The sequence below is a fragment of the Methanobrevibacter millerae genome, from assembly GCF_001477655.1.
GTDB classification, from domain to species: domain Archaea; phylum Methanobacteriota; class Methanobacteria; order Methanobacteriales; family Methanobacteriaceae; genus Methanocatella; species Methanocatella millerae_A.
The window spans coordinates 1,195,423-1,211,499 of sequence record NZ_CP011266.1 but is presented as its reverse complement, the minus strand read 5'-3'; the positions used below and the strand labels follow the sequence as shown (position 1 = coordinate 1,211,499).

The 16,077-nt window shown below is 29.6% G+C and carries 12 protein-coding genes and 1 pseudogene; 5 read left to right on the top strand and 8 right to left on the bottom strand.

Going from position 1 to position 16,077, the window contains the following annotated elements; all coding sequences use genetic code 11:
- Positions 1 to 222: 222 nt before the first annotated feature.
- A pseudogene (locus SM9_RS05380) lies at positions 223 to 801 on the top strand (flavodoxin family protein); the annotation flags it as partial.
- A 4-nt stretch (positions 802 to 805) separates the two neighbouring features.
- On the opposite strand, the gene SM9_RS05375 reads toward SM9_RS05380, so the two are convergent.
- Positions 806 to 2,194, bottom strand: a complete 1,389-nt coding sequence (locus SM9_RS05375; protein WP_198144447.1) for an MFS transporter — start codon at positions 2,192 to 2,194, stop codon at positions 806 to 808.
- A 99-nt stretch (positions 2,195 to 2,293) separates the two neighbouring features.
- Here SM9_RS05375 and SM9_RS05370 point away from each other — a divergent pair, with 99 nt between their 5' ends.
- Positions 2,294 to 2,764: a pyridoxamine 5'-phosphate oxidase family protein gene (locus SM9_RS05370; protein ID WP_058739162.1), complete on the top strand. Its 471-nt coding sequence runs from the start codon at positions 2,294 to 2,296 to the stop codon at positions 2,762 to 2,764.
- 184 nt (positions 2,765 to 2,948) lie between these two features.
- Here SM9_RS05370 and SM9_RS05365 read toward each other — a convergent pair whose 3' ends face one another.
- The 5 genes from SM9_RS05365 to SM9_RS11945 form a co-directional block, all read right to left on the bottom strand.
- The gene (locus SM9_RS05365) at positions 2,949 to 3,362 is read right to left on the bottom strand and encodes a hypothetical protein (RefSeq protein WP_058739161.1); all 414 of its coding nucleotides are present in this window, start codon (positions 3,360 to 3,362) and stop codon (positions 2,949 to 2,951) included.
- Positions 3,363 to 3,383: 21 nt separating this feature from the next.
- Complete coding sequence (locus tag SM9_RS11950) at positions 3,384 to 3,542, bottom strand: hypothetical protein (RefSeq protein ID WP_157064666.1); 159 nt, start codon at positions 3,540 to 3,542, stop codon at positions 3,384 to 3,386.
- 153 nt (positions 3,543 to 3,695) lie between these two features.
- Positions 3,696 to 4,418 (bottom strand): hypothetical protein, encoded by a 723-nt coding sequence (locus SM9_RS05360; protein WP_058739160.1) that lies wholly within the window; start codon positions 4,416 to 4,418, stop codon positions 3,696 to 3,698.
- Positions 4,419 to 4,466: 48 nt separating this feature from the next.
- On the bottom strand, positions 4,467 to 4,850 hold the full coding sequence (locus tag SM9_RS05355) for a DUF11 domain-containing protein (protein ID WP_058739159.1): 384 nt from the start codon (positions 4,848 to 4,850) through the stop codon (positions 4,467 to 4,469).
- A gap of 23 nt (positions 4,851 to 4,873) precedes the next feature.
- Positions 4,874 to 5,065: a hypothetical protein gene (locus SM9_RS11945; RefSeq protein ID WP_232299189.1), complete on the bottom strand. Its 192-nt coding sequence runs from the start codon at positions 5,063 to 5,065 to the stop codon at positions 4,874 to 4,876.
- A gap of 201 nt (positions 5,066 to 5,266) precedes the next feature.
- Here SM9_RS11945 and SM9_RS05350 point away from each other — a divergent pair, with 201 nt between their 5' ends.
- Positions 5,267 to 6,223 carry a PLP-dependent cysteine synthase family protein gene (locus SM9_RS05350; RefSeq protein WP_058739158.1) on the top strand — a complete coding sequence of 319 codons (957 nt, stop codon included), beginning with the start codon at positions 5,267 to 5,269 and terminating at the stop codon, positions 6,221 to 6,223.
- A gap of 341 nt (positions 6,224 to 6,564) precedes the next feature.
- Here SM9_RS05350 and SM9_RS05345 read toward each other — a convergent pair whose 3' ends face one another.
- Both SM9_RS05345 and SM9_RS05340 read right to left on the bottom strand, forming a co-directional pair.
- On the bottom strand, positions 6,565 to 12,333 hold the full coding sequence (locus SM9_RS05345; protein ID WP_198144445.1) for a right-handed parallel beta-helix repeat-containing protein: 5,769 nt from the start codon (positions 12,331 to 12,333) through the stop codon (positions 6,565 to 6,567).
- A 787-nt stretch (positions 12,334 to 13,120) separates the two neighbouring features.
- Positions 13,121 to 14,569, bottom strand: a complete 1,449-nt coding sequence (locus tag SM9_RS05340; RefSeq protein WP_058739156.1) for a dihydrolipoyl dehydrogenase family protein — start codon at positions 14,567 to 14,569, stop codon at positions 13,121 to 13,123.
- 233 nt (positions 14,570 to 14,802) lie between these two features.
- Here SM9_RS05340 and SM9_RS05335 point away from each other — a divergent pair, with 233 nt between their 5' ends.
- Positions 14,803 to 15,627 (top strand): hypothetical protein, encoded by an 825-nt coding sequence (locus SM9_RS05335; protein ID WP_058739155.1) that lies wholly within the window; start codon positions 14,803 to 14,805, stop codon positions 15,625 to 15,627.
- Positions 15,628 to 15,736: 109 nt separating this feature from the next.
- Positions 15,737 to 16,054 carry a hypothetical protein gene (locus tag SM9_RS05330; RefSeq protein WP_058739154.1) on the top strand — a complete coding sequence of 106 codons (318 nt, stop codon included), beginning with the start codon at positions 15,737 to 15,739 and terminating at the stop codon, positions 16,052 to 16,054.
- The last annotated feature ends 23 nt before the right edge of the window (positions 16,055 to 16,077 follow it).

Below are 16,077 nucleotides of genomic sequence, written 5' to 3'. Positions count from 1 at the left end.
ATTAATATATAAATCTTTATCTTTAATTTTTATTTAAAGAATTATAAAGTCAAAATAATAGAAAAAACGATATATTCTATTATTTAATCTTAAATAAAGACAATATAAAACATACCTAAAAGATACTTAACTTAAAGTTTAATTAATTTAATTTAAATATAGTAATATATGAAAACAATTGTTATTAACGCCAGTCCAAGAAGGAAATAGAATACTGCACAGCTCATGAAAGAAGCCGCAAAGGGTGCGGAATCTGTTGGTGCGGAAGTTGAATATATTGACCTCTACAAACTAGATTTGCATGGATGCATGAGTTGTCTAATTTGTAAAAAATTGGGAAAAGAACGCTGCAAATGCTATTGGAAGGCTGATTTGTCCCCATTGATTGAAAGAATATTGGATGCGGATAACCTGATTATCGGTTCTCCAATATACCTGTCAGAACCTACAAGCCATTACAGAGCTTTACTTGAAAGACTGATATTTTGCATACTTTCATATGACAATCATAGCTCATATTATAAAGGCAAGGTCAATGTAGCATTATTCTATACAATGAATGCACCTAAAGACTATTATGAAACCATGATGAAGCAATACCTTGAATCTTCAGCCCAGGTATTCCACATGCTGAACGGTGAAGTTGAAATTTATCCTGTATTCAACACATTGCAGGTCAATGATTATTCAAAATATTCAATGGCTGCTTTTGATGAAAAAAACAAAAAATTAAATCATGAAAAACAGTTCCCTATTGACTTAGAAACCGCTTTTAAAATTGGAGCCAGATTAAGTAAGTAATATTCTACTTACTTTCAACTTTTTTTGAATTTCTTTTGTTTTTATACCAAACCCCAATCAAAAGAATGATGACACTTACCGTCAATACCATAGATATCCTCATCATCATTTCCCCTGTCATGACAAGGTGCAATAAATTGCCTTCATAAGTACCGGCATCACCAAATACCAGACCGGAAATTAAGAAGTAAAGGGCTAAACTTACGGTTTTACCAAATTCACGGCTGGTAAATAAAAACGTGGATGAATCAATGAAATGTTCACGATTAATTGTTAGGACAACATGCCTATTATTAGAAGCTAAAAAGAATCCTTCAGCAATTCCAAGAACAATACATGCTAAAAATATATAATAAGTTGGAATAAAATCCATTAAAAGTATAATGTATGTTGCAAAAATAAGAATGACACAACCTAGTGCAGACAGTAATCTTACATCATATTTGACGGTTAATTTTCCTGCAAAGTGAGCAACCACAATCATTGAAATAGCTGCCGGAAGCAAAAATAAACCTGTTACACTTGGATCATAATCTTCATGATACTGCAAGTAAAAATTCAAAATATATATTGTGATAAATGTTATGAAAAATACAACAAAGGAAGCATAGTTTCCAATTACATAATCCGGATTTCTCAATAATTTTAGATTATAAAGAGGATATTCAGTATTCTTTTCAACTACCACCAGAACTATCAACAAAATAAAACTAATTGGAAGAAGTAAAATCCCCTTATCATCAAGATAAGATAATGAAGTTGATAATAAAATCATGAAAATAAAATATATTATTGATCCTTTATAATCTATCTTTATCTGACTTTCTGAGAACCATTCCTTATTTAATTTAATTAAAATATATAAAGCAATAATATAAAATGGAATCAATGATAAAAATAATACTCTCCAAGACAGATAATAAGTAATAAACCCTGAAAATAGATACGATAAAGTTAAACCTCCATAACCTAATGATAAAACAATTCCAATTCCCCTTCCAAATGTTTCACCAGAAAGTTGTAAGGATAAAGTTAAATTAATTGCACAGCATATTAATGCAGTTGAGATACCTTGAAGAATTCTTCCAATGATAAAAATCAAATAATTTGGAGCTATTGCGCAGATAAATAAACTAATAATACCTAAAATAATTCCTATCTTGAGATACTTTCCAACACCATATTTGGATATGAATTTACCAAAAGGCAAAATCAGGGAAATGACTAAAACCAAATATACTAATGTAACTGCATTTGATGCATCCATACTTAATTTTAAAGTTTCAGTAATGGATGGAATTGCAATAACAATCATATTGCCTAAAATTTGTACGGAAAATAATAATAAACAACCTAAAATAATAACAAATTTATCTTCATCATTTTTATTCATTATTAAAAAATATATTTTTTTCATATAAAAAATATTCTTTGTGTTTACATCCCTAAAAAAAGAAAAAATTATTTATTTCAAGCAGACATAGACAAAATTATGTTCAGAAAAATGAGAAGACATAAACAGCAATTATCAAAAGAAGAATGTGTTGACATATTAACCAATCAGCCAAGAGGAGTATTGGCAGTGCTTGGAGACAATGAATATCCATATGCTGTACCAATGAGCCATGTATATGTTGATGAAAGGATATATTTCCACGGGGCTAAAAAAGGACATAAAAATGATGCCATAAAAAATTATCCAAAAGTGTCATATTGCGTTATAGATAACGGAGTGAAAAATGAAGGTGAATGGTGGTATACCTTTAAAAGTGTTATAGTGTTTGGAAAAATCAGAACTTTAAGTGATGATAATGAAAAAAGAGATAAATTAACATATCTTGGAAATAAGTTCTTTCCAACTCCTGAAGAAACAAAAAAAGAAATCGACAGACTATTGGATAAAACAGAAGTGTTTGAATTAACAATTGATTACATGAGCGGGAAAATTGTTGTAGAAAAATAGATTATAATACTACCCCATCTACATATTATAAAATAAACATTATGAATTTAAAATTAACCATCATATAATTTAATGATACTCTTAAAATTTTAGTAGTTGATAATTTATATTTAATTTAATCAGTGCCGAAATTAATTAAACGGTGATAATAATATCATGAAAAAAAGAAAAAATTTGACTTCAACTATTTTAAATAAACAAATAAATCAAAAAAGCTTCCAAGCCCAATAACTACAATACATTGAACAATGTTTCCATTATAAGCTGTAAAATGACATGACCCGAAAATTATCAAGTTTAAGAAAACACCAACCCAAACTGAAATCTTCTTATCTTTCGTGAAATAATAAATCACAGCCATTAAAATAATCAATAATGTTACCTTAAACAATTCTTCTTCAAGCAATGATATTAGCTTAATTACGATATCTGTAATAAACGGGAAAAAACTATGTAATGCCGCATCAGCAGTATTGGTTGCCATATGAAATCCTAAAAATTCCAATATGAATATCATTGCAAATGCATAAAGACTGGAAAGAATATAAAATATGATAATTATTTTCACATCATTAAATGTAGGTACTTTAAAAAACAAACCTAATTTTCCTCTGCAAGCTTAAACCCATGCTAATAGAAAGACTATACAAGGCAAAATTGCCACTATATCTCTAGGAAGCAAAAATAACGGAATTGGAAGCAAACCAAGCAATCCAAAAGTCATTAACATTTTAAGCAATACTACAATCGTCAATATTATCCAGCCAAACTTGGGCATTGAAGGCTTTCCCCTATAAAATGGAAAGTCCCAAAAATCATCATCAATTTTTAAAAAATCAACATCGAATCACCACTATATTTATCAGTTATTCAGTTTTTTTCAAATATATTATACTATTTAAAGAAAATAATATTTATAATTTAACTAAAATTATAATTTTAGATTATCAACACCTTTGATTAATTCCAGCATATGCAAATCCTTAATATCCTGTGAAATAAAACTGTTTTCCTCAAAATAAAATGCAGGAACACCATTCTGATTTAAAGGAACTGTCAAATAAGGTCCGCTGGTAGTATGGTTTGGATTGTAATAAGAAATGTTCTGACTGAGTGATGACACATTTCTTCCATAACTTTCACCGACAGATCCGTCTACTGGACTGAAAACGAATGTGTTGTATTCACCATATGCTCCGCCATGGGCATGAACATCAACAGCAAGTTCATAGCTTCCATTGACAATTTTTGGATAGACATATTTTAAAGCCAAATCCTGACCAGTTTGTCGTCCAGGCTGATCATCAGGAAGCAGATTTCCATAACTGCTAAAATCTTCAGTTACATTAATGATATAAATATCATAGCAGTAATTTAAATTATCCAATGTTGGCATCAACTTAAGAAAAGTCTTGTGCGTGTCATTTTCAAGAGGATGAACCCCAACCACATAGGCTATCTTTTTCCCGTTTGGATTTCCAATATTTTTAATAACTTCAACAGTACCATTATCCTGAGCTGAATTATTTGCTATAATTTCAGTATTTGAAAAATCAGCAGTATTAGAATCATGGAATAACAGATAACTTACAGCAAATGCAAAAATAAGAATAATAAAAATTAATAAAATTAAGCGAAATTCATTTTTCTTCATGTGAATTATTATAATTTTTTTAATAAATAAAATTAATTAAGAGATTAACTATTTTTTAAATCTCAAACATGGACAGACAAATCCAAACAATGCAATTAATATTAAAAATAACGGATTTCCTGCTTTAATAGTAGGATATGATTGTTTAAGATGATTGTTATTGTCCTCTATATCAAAAACATCAATCTCTTCTTCCTCATAACTTTCATTGTTTAAATTAGAAGTATCGGAAGTTAAATTAGCTTTATTAATTTTTTCACCAGAAGTCAATGCCTTGCACGTTATATATAAAAAGACTTTTCCATCTTCAACATTTAAATCGCCTATTGACCAGATTCCAGTATCAGGATTAAAAACACCTTTAGTCAGAGTATGATAAAGGTATTGCAAACCGTCAGGCAGTTCATCATGCACTTGAGTATTTTTAGACATATCTGGACCATAATTTTGAACGCTTATAATCCAGGTACTAAATCGCCAACATTAATATTTTCTTTATCAGCATCATTATCCAAAAGCAAATATGCTTCAGATTCGACATTTGTGCTGTTTGAAGATGAAACCATATCAGAAGATTCATTTGCAGATGAAGCCATTAAATTAATCTCTTCATTGCTACCTAAATCAATTTGATTACTTTGTATCAACGGCACTAACTGAACTGATTGAAATAATTATCGCACAGATTAGAACAATTAATATAAATTTAGATTTCATTATTTTAAAATCTATAAAAAACATTATATAAATATAGTGATTATTTAAAAATTTAATAACATTTTTGTTAAAAAAACTTTTTATTAATTAAAAACATAAATTTATTATAGTCTATAAATTGGGGAAATTATATGAATATTGAAAAGTTAATTGGCAATACACCAATGATCAAAATTGACTATGAATATGAAAACAGAAATGGAAGCATTTACACCAAACTTGAATACTACAATTATTCAGGCAGTATTAAAGACAGAATTGCATCATACATTATCCAAAAAGAAAGAGAAAACGGAAATTTAAAAGAAGGACAATCCATTGTTGAAGTTACAAGTGGAAATACTGGGATTTCTTTTAGTGCAATAGGTGCTCTTTATGGTCATGAAGTCCACATATTCATGCCAGATTGGGTTTCTTTAGAAAGAAGAAAACTTATAGAAATGTATGGGGCTCATGTTCATCTAGTATCTAAAGAAGAAGGTGGATTTAAAAGAGCACTTGAACTTGCAGAGGAATTTTCTATTGAAAATGGTGCATATAGACCACTCCAATTTGATAATGTTTTAAATGTTGAGGCACAATATAAAACAGGACAGGAAATAATTGATAAAATTCCCGATGTTAATGCTTTCGTATCAGGCATAGGGACTGGTGGAACATTAATGGGTATTGGTAAACGATTAAAAGACAATAATCCAAATTCTAAAATATTTGCTCTTGAACCATCCACATTATCAATATTAAAAATGGGGATGGAAGAAGGAAGCCATATGATTGAAGGAATTGGCGATGACTTCATTCCCGGAATCGTTGAAGAAGATTTGATTGATGATATAGTGTTGATTCATGACTGCGATGCAATCAACATGTCCAAAAGAATAGCCAAGGAATTTGGTTTGGGAATTGGTATTTCAAGTGGTGCCAATTTCTTAGCTAGTGTTTTAATGGATAGTGATGATTTAAAAATTGCCACAGTATTTCCAGATGACAATAAAAAATACATTACAACTAAATTATCTGAAAAAATTGATGATACTGACGATTTATTATCAAATAAAATTAAGCTAGTTGACTTTGAAGTAATTTAAAAAAATTTTTCCTATTTTTTCATTAACCATCCAAAACCCAATTTAATTAGTACTAACTATAAAATTTTTAGTTTATACTAATTTTTAGGCATACCTAAATATTTATATAATATTAATTCAAAATATTATATCAAGAACTAAACTGATTATGGAGGTATAAAATGATTATTGGAATTGAAAATTTAAAAGAAAAACAAAAAGAAAAAGAAGACTCCGAATAATGTTTAAACATAATTAACATTATTTCATTATTTTAAAAAAATAACCACACAAAAATACCTGAAAATTAAAAAAAGACTTATTTTAAAAAAAATAAAAAATATAGAAGTTTAAGAAAACTCCTATTTTTTCTGTTTTCTGAATGGAATTACGCAGGTTAATAATGCAATTAATAATATCAATAATGGATTACCTGTTGCCAACCCAATATCTTGCTTGATAAATGTTTTTTTATCAGTTGTATTATTAATGATTGTTTTATTTTCTGTATGATTTTGAATAACTTCAGTATTGTTTTGAGTTGTGATATTTCCAGTTAAATTGGATCCAGCTATCACAATATTAGTGAAATTACCTGATTTGGTTGTATTAAATACAATTATAAATCCAGCAGATTCACCAACATCCAAATCATACATGTAAATAAATTTATTACCCTCTTTAATCCATCCATCTCCATAATAACTATCATATACTAATCCATCAAATGATGATTCAAAGACGAAAACATCTCCAAGCTTACAATCACCAGTATTAGTAACAATAATTGAAAATGAGGTTTGATTTCCAACGTAAACACATTCATTCAAAGTAATTTTTTCTACTTTCAAACTTGGAGTGTAAACAGTTGTTGTATTATTAGTCATTTTATTTTTAATTAAATTAGAAGATACAGCAACAATATTTGTAAAGTTACCTGATTTAATTGTGTTGAATGTAATTACAAAATCTTTAGTTTCGCCAGGTTTTAAAATTCCATTATAAATGAATTTATTGGCTTCTTTTATCCAACCGTTACCTGTGAAACTATCATATATCAATCCTTCAGGAATACTTTCAACCACTTCAATATTAGATAAATCACAGTCTCCAGTATTTCTAACAGTTATCATGAATGAAGTTTTATCACCAGTGTAAACAATTGGATTTAGTGCAATTTTTGAAACAACCATATTAGGTGTGTAAACTCTAGTTGTATTATTAGCTTTTTTATCTTTAGTCAAATTACTTGATGCTGTAACAACATTAGTGAAGTTACCAGATCTAGTTGTATTGAAGAAAACAGTAAAGCTAATTTCTTCACCAGGATTCAAATCACCATTGTAGATAAATCTATTTTCAACTTTACTCCAGTTTTTACCTACATAACTATCATAAACTAACCCTTCAGGCATGATTTCATCCACATAAATGTCACCAAGCTTACAATTACCAGTATTTTTAACAATAATAGTAAATGAAGTTTGATTACCCATATAAACGACATCATTATTAGCCAATTTTACAACAGTCATGTCAGGAGAATAAACTGAAGTAGTATTGTTAGCAGTTTTATCTTTTGTTAAATTAGATGAAGCACTAACGATATTAGTCCAATTACCTGCCTCAACAGTATCAAATATGATATTAATAATTACAGATTCACCAACTTTTAAAACATCCCCATATTTAAATTTATAATCATCAACCTTTACCCAATTATTTCCATAATAGTCATTATATTTTAAACCATTTGGAATTTCTTCAGTTACTTCTATATTTCCTAACTCACAGTCACCAATATTAGTTACAACAATAGTAAATATTGTCTGATTACCAAGATATACAGTCTTGTTTAAAGCAATCTTTTCAACTTTAAGATCCGGCCTGTAAACAGTAGTATTATTCTCAGCAGTCCTATTTCCAGTAACATTAGATGAAGTAGTCACAATGTTAGTCCAATTACCAGCAGCCAAAGCATCAAACACAATATCAAAGCTAGCTGATCCATTAGCCTTCAACACACCATCATAAACGAAAGTGACATTATCCACAGTAGACCAACCATCACCAACAAAACTACTATACTTCAAACCAACAGGAATATTTTCCACAACAGAAACATTACCTAAATCACAGTCACCAGTATTAGTAACCACAATAGTAAACACAGTCTGATTACCAAGGTATACTATTTTGTTTAAAGTAATCTTTTCAACCTTCAAATCAGGCCTGTAAACAGTAGTATTATTCTCAGCAGTCCTATTTCCAGTAACATTAGATGAAGCAGTCACAATGTTAGTCCAATTACCAGCAGCCAAAGCATCAAACACAATATCAAAGCTAGCTGATTCATTAGCCTTCAACACACCACCATAAACGAAAGTGACATTATCCACAGTAGACCAACCATCACCAACAAAACTACTATACTTCAAACCAACAGGAATATTTTCCACAACAGAAACATTACCTAAATCACAGTCACCAGTATTAGTAACCACAATAGTAAACACAGTCTGATTACCAAGATAAACAGTCTTATTCAAAGCAATCTTTTCAACCTTCAAATCAGGCCTGTAAACAGTAGTATTATTGTTAGCTGATTTGTTTCCAGTAACATTAGAAGACACTGTAACAACATTAGTCCAGTTACCAGCAGCCAAAGTATCAAACACAATATCAAAACTGACTGATTTATTAGCCTTCAATACATTAGCATATGTAAATGTCATATTATCTAATGTAGACCAACCATCACCAACAAAACTACTATACTTCAAACCAACAGGAATATTTTCCACAACAGAAACATTACCTAAATCACAGTCACCAGTATTAGTAACCACAATAGTAAACACAGTCTGATTACCAAGATAAACAGTCTTATTCAAAGCAATCTTTTCAACCTTCAAATCAGGCCTGTAAACAGTAGTATTATTCTCAGCAGTCCTATTTCCAGTAACATTAGATGAAGCAGTTACAATATTAGTCCAATTTCCAGCTTCAATTGCATCAAATGTGATATTTAAAGTTGCTTTGCCATCAACATTCAAAGTTTTTTGATATTTGAATGTGACATTGTCGGTTGTAGTCCATCCATCACCTTTAAATGAAGCAAATTTCAATCCAGTAGGGATTTTTTCAACAACAGTTACATTAGTTAAATTGTAATCACCAGTATTTTCCACAATTATTGTGAAAACGGTCTGATTACCAATATAAACTGTCTTATTCAATGCGAGTTTTTTAACTGTTAAATTAGGAGCATAAACTGTAAAGTTAACTGTACTATTGTCCAAAGTATAATTTCCAATCAGCAAACTAACTGTATTGTTCATTTTACCATTTTTAGTAACATTGAAAGTCAATATAATATTGGCAGTTTTATTTGGAGCCAAATCATCCTCCAATGTCCAAACTTTTGTTACATTATCATAAGTCCAATTAAAGTCAGATTTAAATGATTTATAAATTAATCCTTCACTGAAATCTGTTTCATTGATAATCAAATATGTTAAGTTAAAGTCACAATTGTTTTTAACAGTTATATTAAAATCAACTGTTGAATTTATGAAAATATCACTCTTATTTACCAATTCCTTAACCACTGTTGCATTCGGATAATATGATAAATTAAATGCAAATACGTTCTGTGTTGCAGATGGTGTAATAATTTCTCTGAAATTATATACTATTACAGTTCCGTTATCATCTACTTTAATAGCATTATGAGAAGGAACTCTGTATCCGTTACCATATAATGCAATTACATCCTTAACGATTTCATTATCACTGTTTCTGAAGTCCTCATCTGAAAATATATTGATTAATCTTTGGAAGTTATCGTGTCCTGATTCATTAACCCAATATTTATAGATTAATATCTTTAGATATTGTCCGACAGCCTCTTCTGTCAAACTGCTTTGAGCATATCTTAAATCCTCCCAGATTACACCATATTGAGGATAGTCTGCCCATTCTTCTACACAATACACATAATATCCTGGCGCATAACCAATTTCCTTATCTTGATCATATTCAATATTTACATAATTTGTATGATTCATAGATAATGCAACTTGGCCCGGATGAGTATTGTTATATTCAATCAATTTTGTTGCAGCCAATACAACCCAATGATCTATAGCTGTATTGTTGTAAAATTCTGAATTTGAAACATTTGCTGTAATAGTACATATTGCTCCACCGTGGTTTGCAGAGTTATTAACAAACAATGAATTTGTAATTACAGGATAATCAAGACTTACTGCCCCACCATAACCCTGCGCATCATTATTTCTAAATGTACAGTTATTTATTATTTCACCGTGACGTGTACTTGAAATTGCTCCACCACCATAACGAGTAGCCTTATTTCCATCAAAGGTACAGTTTTCCAAGAAATTAGGACCTTTTTCAAATAATATTGCACCACCAGCCATAGCCATATTTTTAGTGAAGTTTGAATTTGTTATATTCAATTCATCAGCCCAAGAATAGATTGCTCCACCTTTAGACTCATTTACACCATTTTGATTGAAAGTACAATTATTTATAGTATAATTTATTGGAGATTTGCCTTCAATAGTACCTATATAAATTGCACCACCTCTTGCAGCTAGATTTTTACTGAAGCTTGAATTTTCAATAAGAGCATTATTTTTTCTTATAAATATTGCTGCTCCATTTGCTTTAGCCCAGTTATTTTCAAATTTTGAATTAATAATCGTATTATTTTCAGAAGCTGAAAAATAAGCTCCACCATTACCTGCATCTGCCTGAGCATAATTTGCAGTGAATGTACAATTATTAATTGTTGTATTTGCAGCTTGAACTAACTCAAAAATTGCACCACCATATTCTTCAGCAACATTGTGATGGAATGTATTGTTCTCATATAATGTATTTGAACCATAGCTGTAAACAGCACCACCATTATCAGCATTACTTAAAGCTACATGATTGTCATTGAATTTTGAGTTGGTTATATTGTTATTGGATGAACCTTCATATATTACAATTGCACCACCATGTCTAGCGGAATTGCCCCTAAATGTATTATCATCCACATTATTGTTAGAAGACATCAATAATATTGCACCGCCCATAGCATAACCCTGACAATAATTAAAATTATTGTTTTTTATTGTTGTGCTTGCACTTGTTGCAATTGCTCCACCATTGGAAGATACACCACCATCAAATGTACAATTTTCAACCAAACTGCCATCACCATTACTATAGATATAAATACTTCCACCTAATGCTTTAGAATAATCATTAGCAAATTTGGAATTTGTTATATTTACATTATATACTGAAAATATTGAACCTCCAGTATATGGTAAAGATGAGGATTGAGACTTTGAACCTTTGAAATTACAATTATCAATTACAGTATTTTGTCCCCAGTTTGCTATACCACCAGCACTGCGAATAGCAGTATTGTCTATAAATTCACAATTCAGAATTTTTGTATTTGGAGTATCTGTAGCAATAAATATGGCTCCACCGTCATTATTAGCAGTATTATTTATAAATTTGGAATTTTTAATAACAGCATTAGAACCTGAATTATATACAAATATAGCTCCGCCTTTTTGATAAGCAGTTCCAGATCCAGCAGCAATATTGTCCTTAAATGTACAATTGTCAATGACCACATTAGGACTATAAATATCCAATACACTGCCCTGTACACCAAATGCATCCTTTGAGACAGCATTGATAAATGTTAAACCACTAATCATCATTCCTTTAGCTGATACATCAAATATACGATTAGTTTTCTGTCCATCAAATATTGGATTTGAGTTATCATATGCACTAAGCTGAAGATTTTCTTTCGTGAATTCTATCCTTAAATTATTAGTCCCAGTATAAGTACCATTCATTATATAAATGGTATCTCCTGGACTAGCATGATTATATGCCACTTTCAGGTTACCATAAGGACTAGCTTCAGATCCGTCTCCTCCAGTAGCACCGGCCTTAACATACCATGAGTTTCCAGAAGCTCCAAGAATATCATTCCCAGAGTCTGCTAAATTAATTTCACCATTTCTATTTCCATTTTCGAGTCCAACCATTGAATCATCAACAGCTGAACCTACTCCGATCATCATCATTAATACTAAAAACACAATTAAAATATTTATTATATGTTTAAACTTCAATTTAATCCCCGTATTTTGTTTAACGAGAGTCAAATCAAATACACTATAATCAAATATAAAATTTAAGTAAACAATTATTTTATCCCAAAATTAGATTATCAATCCAACAAACAAATTCTTATAAGTAATATTCATGATTATTATCATGCAATTTAAATCATTTATAAAACCATTATTAATAATTCTAAAATAATTTAAAAACACTAAACCAAAAAATACCAATTATTACAATTTTGTTATTAAAATTACTTGAAATTAAATACTTTTAATTAAATATAAGATTTGCCCTTTTAAATAAAATTTATTTTTTACTTAATGCAGAATAATAATCAACCTCAATCATTATTCTAATTACTATGTTATTCGAAATACCTATTTAAAAATTGTTATTAAAATTTACTTAAAAATTATCAAAATATTAAACAATATCTATATATTAAATTAATATAACTATTATGAAAAAAAGTTAAATTATATATATAATATGATTATATTAACTGAATGAATATGTAAAAAACTTTATTTTTCATTATTATTTTTATATTTAAAACACATTTTTAAATTAGTATCTTTTTTACTTAACTGTAATATTTTAAATTATAAAATCCTACAAAAATACAACATATTTAAGAAAAATAGAACAGCAAAAAAATATCTAAAAACAGTGTTATATTTTAAATTAAAGCAAAAACAAACAATTTTTTAGTTTTATCAAAAAAAAGAAAAAAGGCTTAAAGCCTTATAAATCATAGTGAATATTATGCAATTTATACAAACAGACTGAACTGCTTGAAGGGAATGCATAAATCATATAATCAAGTTCTTCTAAGGTTATCTTCTTATTAATAATGAAAGTAAACATATTTGCCACATTTTCTGCATCCGCTGCATAAATTTCAGCACCGACAATCTGCAAATCCTTATCTACAATAACCTTAGCCTCGGCGGTGGTGTCATTTTTAAGCTCCAGTGAATATGAATTTCCATATCTTATAGTGTGAACATCATATTCATCGCTTTTTTCTGCAATATATGCAGGTACACCTACAGTAGCTATTCTTGGAATTGTATATGCAACAGCCGGGACAACAGGATATGTTATCTCATCTGCCTCTCCAATCAACTCTTTTGCAAGATATTTTGAGTGATGTATTGCAACGGTAACGAGTTTTGCTATTCCAGTATCTGCAACATCTCCTGAAGCATAGATGTTTGGAACTTCAGTCTGGAGGTGTCCGTTTACCTTAATTCCATTTTTAGTGTATGTCAAGCCGACATTTTCAAGGCCAATATCCTCCACATTGGCTTCCCTTCCCATTGCCGCAATTACATAGTCTCCGGTTAGGCTAAGTCCGCTTTCACAATTTACAGTAAATCCATCTTCATATGCAACATTATCTATTTTTGCATCAGGATCTCTTAGGAATTCATCTGAATTTTGTGCACATGTTACATTTAAAACTCGAGATTCTGGATCATCTATTTCTATATTACTAATAATTTCTTTTACATTTTCTTTGAAATGGAAGCGTATATTCTTTTCTTTTAAAATTTCAATTACCTTGTGCACATATGGCTGGTGGAAGTATTTTAAAGCCATATCTCCCCTGATGATTACATCAGCTTCAAGACCCGCTTCAGCAAGTATTGATGCAAATTCCATACCTACAAAACCTGCACCAATGATTATGGCATGCTTTGGAAGTTCTGATATGTCTAAAAAGTCAGTGCTGTCATGCAAAAATTCCTTACCTTCAATATCAGGAATGACAGGCTTTAAACCTGTAGCAATGACAATTTTTTCAGTGGTGAACTTTTTATCTGCAACCTGAACCGTATGCTCATCAATAATGACTCCCTTTCCATGAGCAACATCCAAATCATACTCCTCAAATTTGCCGTCCAAAAACGGAGCCATATTGGCTATTCTTTTCCTTTTAAATTCCATTAAAGCCGGCCAATCAACTTCGAAATCACCTGACTTTCCAACACCCTCAAAATTATCGGCCAATGCCTTGATTTCATAAGGTGCGTCCAATAATGCCTTTGAGTTACAGCCCCTGTTTGCACATGTTCCACCATATAAGCTTTCTTCAATGATTAATATTTTAAGACCTTTTTTTCTTAAAAAACGGCCACCTTGCCAAGCAGCATTTCCACTTCCAATATAAATAACATCATAATCCATGTTTTTTACCTCTGAATTAGTATTTATTTTAAATGATATAAAATTCTTATCTATTTAGAAATTTTTTAATAAAATATAGTATGAATTATTTGCAATATCCAATTAATTAAAATATATTAGATTGACACAGGTTCAATATAATTAATCAGGCATGCAATATAAATAAATGGACATGTGAAATTAATTAAATTAAAATATGTGATGTAGATATATATTATATCAAGTTGATAAAAATGAAAAAAACAGAAGATTATCTATACATAGATTCATCAAATGCCAGCGAAAGCTCAAAGCAGTCCAGATTCAAGATTCCAAAAACATCCAAAATAGACAATTTGATAAATGAAAATAGATATGACGAGGCATTGGATTGGATAGAAAAAAGTCTTAAAAAAAATGATTTGGATTACTGGACATTAAAAGCATTCATTTTAGATAATCAAAAGGAATATGAAAAATCCGTTGAATGTTATGATAATGCTCTGAAGTTATCCGATAAAGAAGAAATACATACAGATAAGGCAAATGCATTATACAGATGGGCCAAAATCACATATTTTCCGGAACTTGAATATGAAAAAGCATATGAATTAATCAATGATGCTATAGATATGCTTCCACAAAATGAAGATCCGTCTGAATTCTATTTTTTGAAAGGTGAAATTTTAGAGGCCCTTCATGAACCCATTGAAGCCAAAAAAGCTTACCTGATTGCATATAAGGAATTCGATAAACTGAAAGAATTTGAATCACAAGTCGAATATTTAAAAACAACCAATGATACATTAATCAACATTTCCGGCAGCTATTTCTATAACTTTACTCCAGAAGAGAATTTAATTATAAATTTAGTTAAAGAAGAGGACAACGAACATGACCCTGATGCAATAGCTGCATATTTAAATGGTCAAAAAATAGGCTATGTTGCAAATAGCGATTATACTCTTATTGACGAAGTGAAAAGTGCTTCAAAAATAAAAAACCTGATTAAAAATGATACTCAAGCTAAAATATTATTCGTTTATCTAGATGAGTACATTATAGCTAAATTATTATAATTAAATTTTTCTAAGGATAATTATTTAAAGAATAACAAATTAAAATATATATAACATTTAGAATTTCTATAAATTCAAAAATTGTTAAAAATTATTTTGAGGAAGTAATATGCGCATTAAACAAAATAACAGAATTAAATACCCTGGTATGATACAAGACTTTTTAGATGAATTGACAAAAAATGAATTTACATACTTCCAATTATCATGTGAAAATGAAGTTCATAGTTTTTATAATGAAAACGACAGCACTGTCGAATTCAATGAAGATTACTTAAAAGAAACAGATGATGAAGGAGAAATCTTTTTCTTATATTACTCAAAAATCTCAAGCATCGTTTTATCAAAAAATGCTAAAAAAGAAGAAGATGACGAACTTGATTCATTCAACGATGATGATTGGACTGGAAACAGAATACAATTCTAATTAAAGAATTTTATTCTTTTATT